The organism is Pseudomonas sp. P4_C4 (genome assembly GCF_056402055.1).
Genome location: NZ_JBFUID010000007.1, coordinates 50,746 through 67,193 on the forward strand (window position 1 = coordinate 50,746; position 16,448 = coordinate 67,193).

12 protein-coding genes are annotated in these 16,448 nt (G+C 61.9%); all 12 read left to right on the forward strand.

Annotation, left to right across the window (positions count from 1 at the left end; genetic code table 11):
- The first annotated feature begins 16 nt into the window (after positions 1-16).
- On the forward strand, positions 17-1,105 hold the full coding sequence (locus tag AC1DXW_RS06195; protein ID WP_477752443.1) for a flagellar basal body P-ring protein FlgI: 1,089 nt from the start codon (positions 17-19) through the stop codon (positions 1,103-1,105).
- Positions 1,106-1,116: 11 nt separating this feature from the next.
- Positions 1,117-2,403, forward strand: coding sequence for a flagellar assembly peptidoglycan hydrolase FlgJ (gene flgJ, locus AC1DXW_RS06200; RefSeq protein WP_477752388.1), 1,287 nt, complete (start codon positions 1,117-1,119; stop codon positions 2,401-2,403).
- A 23-nt stretch (positions 2,404-2,426) separates the two neighbouring features.
- Complete coding sequence (gene flgK / locus AC1DXW_RS06205; protein ID WP_477759847.1) at positions 2,427-4,472, forward strand: flagellar hook-associated protein FlgK; 2,046 nt, start codon at positions 2,427-2,429, stop codon at positions 4,470-4,472.
- 13 nt (positions 4,473-4,485) lie between these two features.
- Positions 4,486-6,057: a flagellar hook-associated protein 3 gene (locus tag AC1DXW_RS06210; RefSeq protein WP_477752390.1), complete on the forward strand. Its 1,572-nt coding sequence runs from the start codon at positions 4,486-4,488 to the stop codon at positions 6,055-6,057.
- Between the two features lie 115 nt (positions 6,058-6,172).
- Complete coding sequence (locus AC1DXW_RS06215) at positions 6,173-9,766, forward strand: glycosyltransferase (RefSeq protein ID WP_477752391.1); 3,594 nt, start codon at positions 6,173-6,175, stop codon at positions 9,764-9,766.
- A 519-nt stretch (positions 9,767-10,285) separates the two neighbouring features.
- On the forward strand, positions 10,286-11,059 hold the full coding sequence (gene rfbF, locus AC1DXW_RS06220) for a glucose-1-phosphate cytidylyltransferase (protein ID WP_108218616.1): 774 nt from the start codon (positions 10,286-10,288) through the stop codon (positions 11,057-11,059).
- Positions 11,041-12,123 (forward strand): CDP-glucose 4,6-dehydratase, encoded by a 1,083-nt coding sequence (rfbG, locus tag AC1DXW_RS06225; RefSeq protein ID WP_477752392.1) that lies wholly within the window; start codon positions 11,041-11,043, stop codon positions 12,121-12,123. Before rfbF ends, rfbG begins: the two co-directional genes overlap by 19 nt.
- Positions 12,120-12,680 carry a dTDP-4-dehydrorhamnose 3,5-epimerase family protein gene (locus AC1DXW_RS06230; protein WP_477752393.1) on the forward strand — a complete coding sequence of 187 codons (561 nt, stop codon included), beginning with the start codon at positions 12,120-12,122 and terminating at the stop codon, positions 12,678-12,680. The genes rfbG and AC1DXW_RS06230 overlap by 4 nt, the downstream gene beginning before the upstream one ends.
- The gene (locus tag AC1DXW_RS06235; protein ID WP_477752394.1) at positions 12,677-13,903 is read left to right on the forward strand and encodes a methyltransferase domain-containing protein; all 1,227 of its coding nucleotides are present in this window, start codon (positions 12,677-12,679) and stop codon (positions 13,901-13,903) included. The genes AC1DXW_RS06230 and AC1DXW_RS06235 overlap by 4 nt, the downstream gene beginning before the upstream one ends.
- The gene (locus AC1DXW_RS06240) at positions 13,900-15,021 is read left to right on the forward strand and encodes a DegT/DnrJ/EryC1/StrS family aminotransferase (RefSeq protein ID WP_477752395.1); all 1,122 of its coding nucleotides are present in this window, start codon (positions 13,900-13,902) and stop codon (positions 15,019-15,021) included. The genes AC1DXW_RS06235 and AC1DXW_RS06240 overlap by 4 nt, the downstream gene beginning before the upstream one ends.
- Positions 15,018-15,683, forward strand: a complete 666-nt coding sequence (locus AC1DXW_RS06245) for an acetyltransferase (RefSeq protein ID WP_477752396.1) — start codon at positions 15,018-15,020, stop codon at positions 15,681-15,683. The genes AC1DXW_RS06240 and AC1DXW_RS06245 overlap by 4 nt, the downstream gene beginning before the upstream one ends.
- 30 nt (positions 15,684-15,713) lie before the next feature.
- Positions 15,714-16,442 carry a cephalosporin hydroxylase family protein gene (locus tag AC1DXW_RS06250; RefSeq protein WP_477752397.1) on the forward strand — a complete coding sequence of 243 codons (729 nt, stop codon included), beginning with the start codon at positions 15,714-15,716 and terminating at the stop codon, positions 16,440-16,442.
- Positions 16,443-16,448: the final 6 nt, after the last annotated feature.

Below are 16,448 nucleotides of genomic sequence, written 5' to 3' on the forward strand. Positions count from 1 at the left end.
GAATCTTAAACACCTGATGGTGGCCGCCTTGATGCTGTCCGCCGCGCTCAACGCGCAGGCCGAGCGTCTGAAGGATATCGCCAGCATTTCCGGCGTGCGTTCCAACCAATTGATCGGCTACGGCCTGGTGGTCGGACTTAACGGCACCGGTGACCAGACGACGCAAACCCCGTTCACCCTGCAGACCTTCAACAACATGCTCTCGCAGTTCGGCATCAAGGTACCGCCGGGGTCGGGCAACGTGCAGTTGAAGAACGTCGCGGCGGTGTCGATCAGTGCCGATTTGCCGGCGTTCGCCAAGCCGGGTCAGCAAGTCGACATCACCGTTTCGTCCATCGGTAACTCCAAGAGCTTGCGCGGCGGTACCTTGCTGCTGACACCGCTCAAGGGTATCGACGGCAACGTCTATGCGGTGGCCCAGGGCAACCTGGTGGTCGGTGGTTTCGATGCGGAAGGGCGAGACGGTTCGAAGATCACCGTCAACGTTCCGTCGGCCGGTCGCATCCCCGGTGGCGCGTCGGTGGAGCGCGCGGTGCCGAGCGGTTTCAACCAGGGCAACAGCCTGACGTTGAACCTCAACCGTTCCGACTTCACCACCGCCAAGCGCGTCGTCGACAAGATCAACGACATGCTCGGCCCTGGTGTGGCCCAGGCCATCGACGGCGGTTCGATTCGCGTCACCGCGCCGCTCGATCCGAGCCAGCGTGTCGACTACCTGTCGATCCTGGAAAACCTCGAAATCGATCCGGGCCAAGCGGTGGCGAAAGTCATCATCAACTCCCGTACCGGCACCATCGTGATCGGCCAGAACGTCAAGGTATCCCCGGCCGCCGTGACCCACGGCAGCCTCACCGTGACCATTACCGAAGACCCGATCGTCAGCCAGCCCGGCCCTCTGTCCAATGGCACAACGGCGGTGGTGCCGCGTTCGAAAGTCAACGCCCAGCAGGAAGCCAAGCCGATGTTCAAGTTCGGCCCTGGCACCACCCTCGACGAGATCGTGCGGGCGGTGAATCAGGTCGGCGCGGCACCGGGTGACTTGATGGCCATCCTCGAAGCGCTGAAGCAGGCAGGCGCCCTGCAAGCCGACCTGATCGTGATCTGAGGACGGCCATCGTGGATATGCGCAAGAGCGGTCTGGTCAGCAGCAGCGATTCGGGCTCCTATTCGGACCTCAATCGCCTGAACCAGCTCAAGGTCGGCGACAAGAACAGCGACGGCAACATGCGCAAAGTGGCGCAGGAGTTCGAGTCGCTGTTCCTCGGGGAAATGCTCAAGTCGATGCGCTCGGCCACCGAAGCATTGGGTCAGGACAATCCGATGAACACCCCGGCGGCCAAGCAGTACCAGGAAATGTACGACCAGCAGCTGGCCGTTTCCATGTCCCGCGAGGGCGGTGGTATTGGCCTGGCGGATGTGCTGATGCGCCAGATGTCGAAGAACAAACCGATGGCGCCGGGCGAGGCAGCGGCTGCGTCGCTGGCCAAGCAAGAGGCTGCCAAGGCGGCCGTGCAAACGCCGATGGCGGCTGGCACGGTTGCGCTCAATGGGCCGTTGTCACGGGTCAACGGCCAGCGTCCGTTGTGGGCCTCGCGCTCGGTCCATGCGCAGCAAGAGGCGGGCGAGGGCGCTCATCGCAATGACATGGCGCTGATCAATCAGCGACGCCTGGCATTGCCGCCGAAGCTGGCTGATCGGTTGTTGGCCGGGCTGGTGCCTTCGGTGACGACCACGGCCACAACGCTCAACAAGACACCATTACCTGAACGCACGACGAACACGGGTGCGGGACCGTTGTACAACGGCGACTGGCTGGCGAACGCACAGCAATCCTCCGCGGGCGGCATGCAGATTTACGGTCGCGCCATGGCGCAGATTCCTCTGGCACCACCGAAGAAAGCCTTCAGTTCCGCCGACCAGTTCGTCAACACCATGTTGCCGATGGCCAAGGAAGCGGCGGACCGGATCGGTGTCGATCCACGTTATCTGGTGGCCCAGGCGGCCCTGGAAACCGGTTGGGGCAAGTCGGTCATGCGCCAGCAGGATGGCAGCAGCAGCCACAACCTGTTCGGCATCAAGGCCGGCAACAGCTGGCAGGGCAATTCGGCGCGGGCGATCACCAGCGAATTCAGAAACGGGCAGATGGTCAAGGAGACGGCCGAGTTCCGTTCCTACGACTCCTACAAGGACAGTTTCCATGACCTTGTGACTTTGCTGCAGACCAATAATCGCTATCAAGATGTCGTGAAGTCGGCCGATAACCCAGAACAGTTTGTACGCGAGTTGCAGAAGGCCGGTTACGCAACCGACCCGGACTACGCAAGCAAGATTTCGCAGATAGCCAGGCAGATGACGAGTTACCAGAACTACGCTGCGGCGGGCGTTTCCACCACGCCTTTATAGGCACAAGGTATAAGGTCTGAAACATGAGTTTGCTCAATATCGGGATGTCGGGGCTGAGTGCTGGCCATAACTCGTTGGTGACGACCGGCAACAACATTGCCAACGTCGACACCGCCGGGTACTCGCGCCAGCAGTCTGTGCAGAGCACCAAAGGCTCGATTCAGTACGGCAATGTGTTCATCGGCACCGGCACGACGCTGGCCGATGTGCGTCGCGTGTACAACTCCTATCTCGATTCGCAGCTGCGTACCGCGACCTCGCTCGACAGCGAAGCTACGTCGTACAACGCTCAGGCCACGCCGCTGGACGCCACGCTTTCCGATTCCAACACCGGGCTGACCGGTGTGCTGCAAAAGTTCTTCACGTCGATGCAAGGCGTTTCGACCTCTGCCACCGACGACACGTCCCGCCAGTCGGTGCTGACCGGTGCCCAGGCCTTGTCCGCTCGCTTCAATTCGATTGCCAAGCAATTGAACGATCAGAACACCAACCTGAACGGCAGCCTGGGCGACATGGCGGATCAGGTGAACAAGCTGTCCACCACGATTGCCACGCTCAACCAGAAGATTTCCGAGCTCTCCACCGGCACCAACCAGCCAAACGACCTGCTGGACTCGCGCAACGAAGCCGTGCGCCAACTGTCCGGGCTGGTCGGTACCCAGGTGGTCGAGCGTGGCAACAGCTACGACGTCTACATCGGCAGCGGTCAGCCACTGGTGGTCGGCAACACCACCAATACACTGCAAACCGTGCCGAGCCAGGGCGATCCATCGCGCATGGCGCTGCAGCTCAACCGTGGCTCCAGCACCATCGACGTGACCTCGGTGGTCAGCGGCGGTGAGATCGGTGGTTTGCTGACTTACCGCAAGGAAGTGCTCGACCCTTCGCTCAATGAACTGGGACGCGTGGCGCTGGTGGTGGCTGACCAGATCAACAGCCAACAGGCGCAGGGCATCGACAAGAACGGTGATTTCGGCGCGGCGATCTTCAACAACATCAACAGTGCCGCCCTGGTCAGCCAGCGCAGCATTGCCGCGGCGGGCAACAGTGCCGGCTCCGGCAACCTGGATGTCACCATCAAGGACACCGGCAAGCTGACCACCAGCGACTATCAGGTGACGTTCACCAGCGCGACCAACTACACCGTCAAGCGCTCGGACGGCACCGACATGGGCGCGTTCAGCACCACGACGACCCCGGCCCCGGTGATCGATGGCTTCAGCCTGAACCTCAACGGCGGTGCGCTGAGCGCCGGCGATTCGTTCAAGGTGACACCGACCCGTGGCGCGGCGGYGAGTATCCAGACCGTGCTCACCGACCCGAAAAAAATCGCGGCCGCAGCACCGTTGACCGGCGTGACCAGTGCCAACAACACCGGCACCTACACCCAGCCGATGCTGACCAGCACCCTCGATATCTACAACCCGGCGGCCCAGGCAGAAATGCAGACCGCGCTCAAGAACTCGACGCCGGTCAAACTGGTGTTCGGCGCGGCCAGCGGCGGTAGCCAGAGCTACAACATGGTCGATGCCAAGGGCAATTCGATCAGCACCGGCACCATCGTTCCCGGCCAGAGCAACACCCTGAACCTGAAAGTGGGCATGGTCGATGCCAGCGGTGCGCCGGTCATGGACACCAGCGTCACGCCGGCCGTGCAGAAGACGTTTACCGTGCAGACCACGGTCGGCGCCACGCCCGCCAGTGGCGAAAGCTTCACCATCAACCTGACCGGCGCGGCGTCTTCGGACAACCGCAACGCCCAGGCGCTGGTCGGCCTGCAAACCAGGCAGACCGTAGACACCGGCACGGCGAGCAAGGGCATCAGCCTGACCGATGCCTACAACAAGCTGGTGACCAACGTCGGCGCCAAGGCTGCCCAGGGCAAGTCCGACAGCGACGCCACCACGGCGATCCTGGCCAATGCCAAAGGGGCGCGGGATTCGAACTCCGGGGTCGACCTGGATGAAGAAACCGGCAACCTGGTCAAGTACCAGCAGTACTACACCGCGTCTTCGCAGATCATCAAGGCTGCGCAGGAAATTTTCACCACGCTGATCAACAGCCTTTAAGGAGTCGTAATTCATGCGCATTTCCACCGCCCAGTATTACGAAATCACCGCTGCCAATTACCAGCGCAACTTCAACAAGGCCATCGCGACCAGCAACGAAGCCAGCAGCCTGACCCGCATCAACACCGCCGCCGATGATCCGATCGGTGCCGGTCGTTTGCTGGAGCTGGGTCAGCAGAGCGCGATGCTTGAACAGTACGGCACCAACATCGGCACCACCAAGAATGCGTTGAGCCTGCAGGAAACGACGCTCGACTCCATCGGTACCGCTTTGCAGCGCGCCAAGGAACTGGCCCTCGCCGCCAGCAACGGCATTGCCACCGATGCGGACCGCAAGGCCTACGCGTCGGAGTTGGGCCAGATCCAGCAACAAGTGCTGGGCCTGATGAACGCCAAGGATGCCAACGGCAACTATGTGTTCTCCGGTTCGAAAACCGACACCGCGCCTTACTCGCAGAACTCGGACGGCACCTACAGCTACAACGGTGACCAGACCACCATCGACCTTGGCATTGGCGATGGCATGACGGTCGGGACCAACACCACGGGCTGGAATGCGTTCCAGCAGACCCTCAACACCAGCCGCACCCAGACCACCATGACCGCTCCGGCGGTGGATGACGGTCGCGTGGTGCTGTCCAACGGTACGGTCGGCACCAGCTCCACCTACAATGCGAGCTTCACGGGCGGCCAGCCGTACACCGTCAGTTTCCTCAGCAGCACCCAGTTGAAGATCACCGACTCGCTGGGCAATGACGTGACCGCCGAAGCCAGTCAGAACGGCCTGATCAGTAACTCCAATGGCGCCAACCAGACGGTCAGTTTCCGTGGCGTTGACCTGAAGCTGAACATCAACCTCAAAACCGGTGATACCAACCCGGATGCGGTGATCGCCGGTCACAGCTTCAACCTGTCTTCCACGTCGGACACCTTCAACACCTCGCGCAGCGCCGGTAACGCGTCGACCGCGGTCATCACCGGTTCCAGCGTGAGCAACCCGACGGCGTACACCAACGCCTTCCCGTCGGGCGGGGCGATCCTCAAGTTCACCAGCGCCAGCAATTTCGACCTGTATGCCGCGCCGATCACCGCCGACAGCAAACCGGTGTCGTCGGGTACCGTATCGGGCGGCAACGCCACCGCGGCGGGTGTGACCTTTGCCCTGGGCGGTGGCGCCCCGGCGTCCGGCGACCAGTTCGTGATTCAGTCCAACAACCATCAGACCCAGAACGTGCTCGACACTCTCGGCCAGATGATCACCGCGCTGAACACGCCAGTCGATGGCGACCCGGTGGCCAAACAGAAGTTTCTGGGCACCATGGAGTCGGGAATGGGCAACATCGACAGTGCGGCCAACCAGATCGGCTCAGCCATCACCACGATCGGTGCCCGCGGTCAGGCACTGGATAACCAGACCGCGACCAACGAGAGCCTGACCCTGGCGAACAGCGCCAGTCAGAAGTCGATTCGCGATTCGGATCCGGCCGAAGTCATGACTCGCCTGACCTTGCAGCAGACCATGTTGCAGGCGGCGCAGCTGGCGTTCAGCAAGATTTCCCAGCTGGGCCTGTTCAACAAGATCTGACGGTGGTCGGGCGCGCAGGCGCCCGATGGCCTTGCCCCTTCAGTATTTATCGTCTTTTTTGCGGTAACAAAGGGCTCGCTTTTCAGGGCGGGCTCGCACCGCCTGTGAGCCTGCCGTGAATTCACTTCCGCTTGTCAGCCTGGTCATTCCCGCCTTCAATCCTCGCTTTTTCGGTCGTGCCTTGCACACGGCTGTGAACCAGAGCTACGGCAACCTGGAGATCATCGTTTGCGATGACAGTCGCGGTCACGAGATCGAAGACTTCGTGGCTTCGGTGGTTGAGCAGGGCGCGACCGTGCGGTATGTGCGTAACCCGCGCACCCTGGGGTTGGTGGGTAACCTGCAAGCCTGCCTGGAAGTGGCGCAAGGCGAGTACATCAAGTTTCTGTGTGATGACGACCAGTTGTTTTCGGCCTGCATCGAGCGTCAGGCCCAGGTGCTGATCGATTGTGCCGACGTCAATCTGGTCGTGGCCCAGCGCCTGCTGTGGGATGCCGACGACATGCCGCTGCCGTCGCGCCTGGAGAACACTCCGCTGTCCCCGGTGGGCGGAGTGTTCAAGGGCGAGGACCTGCTGGCGATCTTCGAAAACTTCCCGGTCAACATCCTCGGCGGCTTCAGCAACGCGATGTTCCGGCGGGCTGACGTGCTCGAACTGTTCCCGGCACTGACGCAGCCCGGCCATTGCTTCGTCGCGACCCTCGATTTTGCCTTGTACGTCTGCCTGATGCGGCGCGGCAATCTGGCGGTGTCCAATCATGTGCTCGGCGTCGAGCGCCTGTACCCCGAGCGGCTGAGCGGCCAGCAGTCGATGAAGGACGCGGCCGAAACCGAGCGGCAGTGGCTGTCGCAGATGCTCAAGGCCCGTGGCGGCGAATCTGCGCCGGCCCAGGGTTGGGTGCGCTATGTGCCTCTGAGCAACGTGGAGGAGACACCGCGGGTTTGGGAAGAGTTGCCGCTGAGCAGGACCCTGGGCACCAAGCAGACCACCCAGGATTGGCATGTCGGCATCGCCAGTGTCAGCTTCGCGCAACTGTATGCCCAGTGGCTGGCGTGCCGCACGCTCACCGACGGTCAGCGCGAGTTGCTGGCGGATACGCTGGAGGCTTGGCCAACCCGGCCCAAAATCGTTCCGGTCATCATCGATGAGCAAGGCAGCCGTTCGGCGCTGGAGCTCACTCTGCAATCGCTGGCGGATCAGGATTACGCCCCTGAACTGACGCTGGTGCTGTCGGCATCGTGCACAGAGGCAGTGCTGGATGAGCGTGTGTTCCGCTTGCCGTTGCAGGACGATTGGCAGCAGCAGATCAACGCCCTGTTGCCGCAACTGGAAGGCATTGGCTGGTTCTATCTGCTGCGCGCCGGTGATCGTCTGGTGGCGCCGGCCTTGCTGGTCATGGCTGAGCGGATTGCGTTGTCGCGCACGCTGACTTGCCTGTACAGCGACGAAGGTGGCTTGCATCAGGGTGAGTCGGCCGAACCTGCATTCAAGCCAGACTTCAACCTGGACCTGATGCGCAGCTATCCCTACGTAGGGCGAGCGCTGGCGTTCGAGCGCGAGCAATTCCTGGCGCTGGGCGGTTTCGATTCGGTGTACGGCGAACTGGCGCCACACGATGTGATGTGGCGAATGGTCGAGCAAGGCGGCACGCACGTGGTCGGGCACATTTCGGAGGTGCTGCTGGAGTCGGCGTTCGACCTGGCCAAATGGCTGTCGCTGCCGCAAGTGATGGACACCAATCCGCGGTTGCTCGAGGCGCACTTGCAGCGCCTGGGTGTCGCCCATGACATCCGTGAGGGCAGCTCGGCGCTGCTCAATCGAGTCGACTATCGGCATGCTGATCGGCCGCTGGTGTCGATCGTGATTGTCAGCAAGGACCAGACCCTGGCATTGCAACGTTGTGTCGAGAGTCTGCTGGAGAAAACGGTCTACGGCGAATACGAGTTGCTGTTGGTGGACAACGGCAGCGAGAGCGCCGAGGCGCTCGACTGGTTCGCCGGCATGGCGCAATTGGGCAGCGAGCGGGTCCGGGTGCTGCGCTGCGAGTTGCAGGGTAATGCGGCGGCGGTGCGCAATTTCGCCGCGCAGCAGGCCGCTGGCGACTACGTCCTGATACTCAATCCCTACACGGTGATCACCCAGGGCGAATGGCTGGGCGAGCTGCTCAATCATGCACAACGTCCGGAAGTCGGCGTGGTAGGCGCCAAACTGTTCAACCCGGATGGCCGCGTGCTGCATGCCGGCCTGATACTCGGGTTGCAAGGGCCGGCCGGCGTGCCATTCCATGGTGAGACGCTGCAGGCGGCGGGGTACATGTACCGCTTGCAGGTCGCTCACAATTTCAGTGCCGTCGGCGGTGATTGCCTGATGGTACGCAAGTCTGTCTTTGATGCAGTCGGTGGCCTGGATGAGCAGGGCCTGGCGCAGTCCCTCAACGAAGTGGACCTGTGTTTGCGCGTCGGTCAGGAAGGTTATCTGGTGGTCTGGACGCCTCACGCGCAACTGGCGTTGGGTGCGCAGCCGGCGATGCTCGCGCAAGAAGGTGACCAGGCTCGAAGCGAGCAGGAGCAGGAAGTTTTCTATAAGCGCTGGCTGCCGATCGTGGCCCGTGATCCGGCCTACAACGCCAACCTGGCGCTGCAGGGTTTGGGTGGGGCGAGTTTCAGTCTCGAGCCCGGCCTGCGATCCGGTTGGAGTCCGTTTTCCAGGGCGCAGCTGCCGAAGATTCTCGCGTTGCCGGTCAACGCATCTGCCATTGGCCACTACCGGGTCACTCAGCCGCTGATCGAACTGGAAGCCGCCGGCAGGGCGCACGGGCGCATTCATTACAACCTGCCGACCATCATCGAAGTCGAGCGTCATTCGCCTGACGTGATCATCCTGCAGGGGCGCTATTCCGAAGGTCCGATCAACGAAATCCCGAGCCTGCAAAAATACTCCAGCGCGCGGCGTATCTATGAGCTGGATGACTTCGTGATCAACGTTCCGCACCGCAATGCGCATATCCGCAATATGCCGGGCAAGGACGAAATGGAAAAACTGGTGCGGCGCGCCATCGGCATGTGCGATCGCGTGGTGGTCTCCACCGAGCCGCTGGGTAACGCGCTGTCGGACATGCATCAGGACATTCGCGTGGTGCCCAACATGTTGGCGTCGCACCTGTGGACCGATCTGCGCAGTCAGCGCAGAACCTCGAAAAAGCCCCGGGTCGGTTGGGGCGGCGGCACCAGCCACCACGGTGACCTGGCGGTGATCGCCGATGTGGTTCGCGAACTGGCCAATGAAGTCGACTGGGTGTTCTTCGGCATGTGCCCGGACGATCTGCGCCCGTACATGCATGAGTTTCATGGGGTGATCGGGCTGGATGTCTACCCGGCCAAGCTGGCCAGCCTGAACCTGGATCTGGCATTGGCGCCGTTGGAATTCCACATCTTCAACGACTGCAAGAGCAACCTGCGCCTGCTGGAGTATGGCGCTTGCGGTTACCCGGTGATCTGCACCGACACCGAAGCCTATCGCGGCTACCTGCCGTGCACCCGGATCAAGACCAACTCCACGGATGAATGGCTGCAAGCGATCCGCATGCACCTGGCCGATCCGGACGCCAGCTATCGCATGGGCGATGAGTTGCGCGAGATCGTGCTGCGTGACTACGTGCTGCGCGGCGACAATTTACGCTACTGGGAAAATGGCTGGCTGGCGGACTGATCGTTCAAGGTGTTCCGCGCAAAGGCAGGCGACGTCAAGTCGCCTGCCTTTTTTTTGCTTGGACCGGTTTAGGCATGGCCTCCTGTGGGAGCTGGCCTGCCAGCGAAGGTCGTCAACGATAACGCGGCAAACATGAATAAACGCGGTCCCCTGTAGGAGCCGGCTTGCTGGCGATGGTCGCCAACGATAACGCGGAAAGCCTGAATAAACGCAGTCCCCTGTAGGAGCTGGCTTGCCAGCGATGGTCGCGAACGATAACGCGGGTAACATGGATAAACGCAGCGCACTCGACTCCATCGCCAGCAAGCCGGCTCCTACAACCCCCCCCCCCGCAGCGCATCGCCCGGCAACGGATTGAAAGAGCTGGCGCGTTTCCTGCAAGTCCCCCTCATATCGCCATAAAACGAGCACTTCCGGTGAGCCCGGACGTGCCCTGAACGGCGGCAGGTTTAACCCGGATGGCCCGCAAAAGCTTGATACAGCTTGGCTGAGCCCTGTGACGAACAAGAGAGGAAGGGGATGAAGGCAGTTATTTTGGCGGGTGGCCTGGGTACGCGGATCAGCGAAGAGTCGCACCTCAAGCCCAAGCCAATGATCGAGGTCGGCGGCAAGCCAATTCTCTGGCACATCATGAAACAGTACTCCGCTCACGGGATCCACGATTTCGTGATCTGCCTTGGCTACAAGGGCTATGCGATCAAGGACTTTTTCGCCAACTACTTTCTGCACACCTCCGACGTCACCTTCGACATGTGCAACAACCGCATGGATGTTCACCAGAACTACAGCGAGCCATGGCGCGTCACGCTGATCGACACCGGGGAAGAGACCATGACCGGCGGCCGTTTGCGCCGCGCCCGACGCTACCTCGAAGACGAACAGGCGTTCTGCTTTACCTACGGCGACGGCGTGTCGGACCTCAACATTGGCGCGTTGGTGGATTTCCATCTCCAGCACGGAAAACTGGCGACCGTCACCGCGGTACAGCCACCCGGCCGCTACGGCGCGCTTAATCGCGATGGCGACAAGGTCCTGGGTTTCACCGAAAAGCCTCGCGGTGATGGTGGCTGGATCAATGGCGGGTTCTTTGTCCTGTCGCCCAAGGTGCTGCCGTTGATCGACGGCGACGACACCTCGTGGGAGTCCGGTCCGCTGGATGGCCTGGCCGAGCGCGGCGAGCTCATGGCGTTCCAGCACGACGGTTTCTGGCAACCGATGGACACCCTGCGTGACAAGAACCACCTCGAGGCGTTGTGGCAGAGCGGGGAGGCCCCATGGAAGCAATGGGACTGAGCCCGCAATTCTGGCGCGGCAAGCGGGTGCTGGTCACCGGCCACACCGGTTTCAAGGGCAGTTGGCTGACGTTGTGGCTGCAAAGCCTGGGTGCCGAAGTCAGCGGGTTTTCCCTCGACCCGTCCACCGAGCCGAGTCTGTTCGAACTGGCGCGGGTGCATGAAGGCATCAACGATCAGCGCGGCGACTTGCGTGACCTGGGCGCTTTGCTGGAGCTGATCGCCGAGACCCGGCCGGAAATCGTCCTGCACCTGGCGGCGCAGCCGCTGGTGCGCGAAGGTTATCGCGACCCGTTGGGCACGTACTCCAGCAACGTCATGGGCACGCTCAACCTGCTCGAAGCGATCCGTCAGGTCGGTGGCGTGCGTGCCTGCGTGCTGGTGACCACCGACAAGGTTTACGCCAACCAGGAATGGCTGTGGCCGTACCGCGAAAACGAAGCGTTGGGCGGTCACGATCCCTACAGCAGCAGCAAGGCTTGCTGCGAGTTGTTGGCGCAATCCTATGCCGCCTCATTCTTTGCGCCTGAAAAGCATGCCGAGCATGGTCTGGCGTTGGCCACGGCCCGTGCCGGCAACGTACTCGGTGGTGGCGATTTTGCCCCGGAGCGGTTGATTCCCGACGTGCTGCGGGCATGGTCGGCGGATGAACCGGTGACCTTGCGTTACCCGCAGGCGGTGCGCCCATGGCAACACGCGCTGGAACCTTTGGCCGGCTATCTGCAACTGGCTGCCGGCCTGTATGAGCAAGGCCCGCAATTCGCCGGGGCGTGGAACTTCGGTCCCCTCGATGCGGACATGTGCAGCGTCGGTGAAGTGGTCGAACTGCTCGCCAGCCGCTGGCCGCAGGCACGCGGGCTGCGCATCGAACCGAGTGATTTGCATGAGGCCGGCCTGCTGCGCCTGGACAGCAGTCGCGCCCGTCAATTGCTCGGCTGGCAACCGCGCTGGTCGTTGCAGCAGTGCCTGACCCAAACCCTGGATTGGCATCTGGCGTGGCAGAACGGCGATGACATGCGTGCCATCACTCTGGCGCAATTGAACCTGTACCGAGGCGCGCTGTGAGTGAATTTCTGCTGAAGGCATTGCCGCTGAGCGGTCTGTTCAACGTGCAGCACAAACGCTTCGAGGACGAGCGCGGGCACTTTTCCCGATTGTTTTGCGAAGGCAGCCTCGGTGCATTTGGCCAGGCGTTTCATATCCGCCAGATCAATCACTCCTGCACCCGCGAACGCGGCAGCGTGCGTGGCCTGCATTACCAGAATGCCCGCGCGCCGGAAGCCAAGTTGATCTCCTGCCTGCGCGGTGAAGTCTGGGATGTCGCGGTGGATTTGCGTCCCGACTCCGAGACCTTCCTGCACTGGCATGCCGAACACCTGCGTGCCGGCGATGGCCGCAGCCTGTTGATTCCGGCCGGGTTCGCCCATGGCTTCCAGACCCTGAGCGCCGACGCCGAGCTGCTTTACCTGCACAGCAACGACTACACGCCGGAACACGAAGGCGGTTTGTCGGTGCTCGATCCACGGCTGGCGATTGCCTGGCCGCTGCCTGTCAATAATCTGTCGGTGCGCGATGCCAGTCATCCAGCGCTCGATGAACACTTCGCCGGAGTGCGTCTATGAACTGCCGTGGTTGCGCCACTGCGCTGACCCTGCCGCTGATCGACCTGGGCACCTCGCCGCCGTCCAATGCCTACGTGCGTGTCGACCAACTGGAGCAGGCCGAACAATGGGTGCCGCTGAAGGTTGCCGTGTGCCAGCAATGCTGGCTGGTGCAAACCGAGGATTACACCAGCGCCGATAGCCTGTTCGATGCCGAGTACGCTTATTTCAGTTCGTTCTCCAGTACCTGGCTGGCCCATGCCGAGCGTTATGTGGCCGAGATGGTCGAGCGTTTTGGCCTGAGCGCCGACAGCCGCGTGGTGGAAATCGCGGCCAACGATGGTTACCTGTTGCAGTACGTGGCCGGGCGCGGCATCCCTTGCCTGGGCGTCGAGCCGACCCGCAGCACCGCGCAAGCGGCGCGGGAAAAAGGCCTGGAGATTCGTGAAGTGTTTTTCGGTCGCGACACCGCCGCGCAGCTGAAAAGTGAAGGCTGGGGCGCCGACCTGATGGCCGCCAACAACGTGCTGGCCCACGTCCCGGACATCAATGATTTTCTCGGCGGTTTCGCGACCCTGCTCAAGCCGACGGGTGTGGCGACCTTCGAATTCCCGCAGTTGCTGACCCTGATGGCCGGTCAGCAATTCGACACGCTGTACCACGAGCATTATTCCTACCTGTCGCTGACCGCTGTGCAGACCTTGTGCGAGCGCAATGGCCTGCAAGTGTTCGACGTCAGTCAGCTCCCGACCCATGGCGGCTCGCTGCGAGTGTTCGTCCAGCGCCTGGACGGCGAGCGTCGCGAAGTGCAACCGGCGGTCCGGCAACAGCTGCAGGCCGAACTCGTCGCCGGGGTGAAAACCCCTGGGTTCTACGCGACCCTGGCGCCCGCCGCCGAGCGCATCAAGCATGATCTGCTGCGCTTCCTGTTGCAGGCCAGGGCCGATGGCAAACGCGTGGTTGGTTACGGCGCCGCCGCCAAGGGCAATACCTTGCTCAACTACGCCGGGGTCAAGCCGGACCTGCTGGCCTGGGTGGCCGATGCCAACCCGCACAAGCAAGGCAAGTACCTGCCCGGCAGCCGCATTCCGATCGTGTCGCCGGCACAGATCGACATCGAGAAGCCGGACTACGTGCTGGTACTGCCGTGGAACCTGCTGGATGAGATCACCCAGGCCTTTGCCGGCATTCGTGCATGGGACGGTCGTTTTGTCATTGCCATTCCCGAGTTGATCATTCGATGAGCCGAATTCATTACACCAAACCCAGTGTCGGTGAGCTGGAAGCTGACTACGTGCTCGATGCCGTCCGCCATGGTTGGGGAGAGCGTTGCTACGAGTACCTGACACGCTTCGAAAAGTCCTTTGCCGAGCACCTGGGTGCGACGTACGCGATTGCAACGTCCAGTTGCACCGGCGCGCTGCACATGGGCATGGCGGCGCTGGGCATCGGTGCCGGCGATGAGGTGATCCTCGCCGATACCAACTGGATCGCCTCGGCCGCGCCCATCACCTATCTGGGCGCGACGCCGGTGTTCGTCGACGTGCTGGCCGACAGCTGGTGCCTCGACCCGCAGCAGGTTCGCCAGGCGATCACCCCACGAACCAAAGCGATTCTGGCGGTGCACCTCTACGGCAATCTCTGCGACATGGATGCGTTGCTGGCCATCGGTCGCGAGTTTGGCCTGCCGGTCATCGAAGACGCCGCCGAGGCGATTGGCTCGCAGTGGCGCGGTCAGGCCGCCGGTTCCCTGGGCGCGTTCGGCGCGTTTTCCTTTCATGGCACCAAGACCATGACCACCGGCGAAGGCGGCATCTTCGTGACGTCGGACAAGGCCCTGTATGACCGCGTACTGACCCTGTCCAACCATGGCCGCGTGGCCGGCAGCAGCAAACAGTTCTGGCCGGATTTCCTCGGTTTCAAATACAAGATGAGCAACCTGCAAGCCGCCGTCGGTTGCGCGCAGGTTGAGCGGATCGACGAGTTGATCGAGCGCAAGCGTGCGATCTTCGCCAACTACGCCGGCGCCCTGGCTGCATTGCCGGGCTTGTCCATGAACCCTGAACCGGAACACGCGCGCAACGGTTACTGGATGCCTACCGTGGTCTTTGACCGCGAGCTGGGGATCACGCGGGACATGTTGAGCGCCGCCTTCCAGGCCGCCGATATCGACGCGCGGGTGTTCTTCTGGCCGCTGTCGTCCTTGCCGATGTTCAGCGAACTGACGGCCGACTCACCCGTGGCGCATGCGCTGCCGGAACGCGCGATCAATCTGCCGAGTTACCACGACATGACCGATGACGATCAGCACCGGGTCATCGAGGTGCTGCGCGCGCTGGTACTCAAAAGGACCCGGCTATGAAGGTTTACCTGCTGGGGGCGGCCAATCCTGAAGCGGTACGGATGATCCTCACCCTGCAACGCACCCAGCCGGACGTGCAATTCGCCTTTCTCGATAACGATCCGGCGAAACAAGGCACGCTGTTTCATGGCGTGCCGGTGGTGGGTGGTACCGACAAGGTGGCAGAGCTGAAAGGCCCCGACACACGCTTTGTCAATTTGATCACTGGCAGCACGGCGCTGCGTTACCGGACCACCTGCGAGATCGTCGAGGCCGGTGGCAGCCTGGGTAACTTCATCCACCCGGGCATCGATCTGACGATGATCACGATGGGCGTCGGCACGTATCTGCAAGAGGGCGTGATCATGCAGGCGCAAGTCAGCCTGGGTGACAACACCAGTATCAGCGCCGGCAGCGTGGTCGGGCATGAAGGGCAGATCGGCCATTCGGTGTTCATGGCGCCGGGCGTCTGCATTGCCGGTTGTGTCGAGATCGGTGACGGCACCTTTATCGGCACCAACGCCACGATCCTGCCGCGATTGCGCATCGGTCGTTGGGTGACTATCGGTGCGGGCGCCGTGGTGACCAGAGACGTTCCAGACTATGCGGTTGTGGTGGGCAGCCCCGCCAGGACCATCAAGACCAATCCTGCTTCCTTTCAAGACGGTCGGGTTTTCAAGTAACCACCGCGACTAATTTCCGGAGAGTCTGTAATGAATCCTCATGAGCAGTTTCGTGAAGAAGTAAAAGAGAACATCGAAGGCCTGCAACAGGACAAAGCCTTGCAAACCACGTCGCTGGATTGGGTTGGCACGACCGCCAGACATAAGTACACCTACAACTTCAGCTGGATGGGCCGCCCGATCATTCAGTTCCCCCAGGACATGGTTGCCATGCAGGAAATCATCTGGGCGCTGCGGCCGGACATCATCGTCGAGACCGGTATCGCCCACGGCGGCTCGCTGGTGTTTTACGCCTCGATGCTGGAACTGATCGGCCACGGCGAAGTGTTGGGCGTCGACATCGATATCCGCCAGCACAACCGTGAGGCAATCGAAGCGCACCCGATGAGCAAGCGGATCCGGATGATCCAGGGTTCGAGTATCGATCCGGCGATTGTCGAACAGGTTCGCCAGCGCGTCGAAGGCAAGAAAGTGCTGGTGGTTCTGGACTCCAACCACACCCACGAGCATGTGCTTGAAGAACTGCGGGCCTATGCGCCGATGACCTCGGTAGGCAGCTACTGCGTGGTGATGGATACCGTGGTGGAAGACATGCCCGAAGACGCCTTCCCGGACCGCCCGTGGGGCAAGGGCGACAACCCGAAAACTGCGGTATGGGCCTATCTGGAAGAAAACCGCGATTTTGAAATCGACCAGGCCATTCACAGCAAGCTGCTGATCACCGTCGCGCCGGATGGCTATTTGCGTCGCGTGCGGTAATCGACA

Coding starts and splice junctions, on each gene's coding strand:
- AC1DXW_RS06210 (WP_477752390.1), top strand. CDS start 4,486: ATGCGCATTTCCACCGCCCAGTATTACGAAATCACCGCTGCCAATTAC.
- AC1DXW_RS06195 (WP_477752443.1), top strand. CDS start 17: ATGGTGGCCGCCTTGATGCTGTCCGCCGCGCTCAACGCGCAGGCCGAG.
- AC1DXW_RS06235 (WP_477752394.1), top strand. CDS start 12,677: ATGAACTGCCGTGGTTGCGCCACTGCGCTGACCCTGCCGCTGATCGAC.
- AC1DXW_RS06240 (WP_477752395.1), top strand. CDS start 13,900: ATGAGCCGAATTCATTACACCAAACCCAGTGTCGGTGAGCTGGAAGCT.
- rfbG (WP_477752392.1), top strand. CDS start 11,041: ATGGAAGCAATGGGACTGAGCCCGCAATTCTGGCGCGGCAAGCGGGTG.
- AC1DXW_RS06250 (WP_477752397.1), top strand. CDS start 15,714: ATGAATCCTCATGAGCAGTTTCGTGAAGAAGTAAAAGAGAACATCGAA.
- AC1DXW_RS06245 (WP_477752396.1), top strand. CDS start 15,018: ATGAAGGTTTACCTGCTGGGGGCGGCCAATCCTGAAGCGGTACGGATG.
- rfbF (WP_108218616.1), top strand. CDS start 10,286: ATGAAGGCAGTTATTTTGGCGGGTGGCCTGGGTACGCGGATCAGCGAA.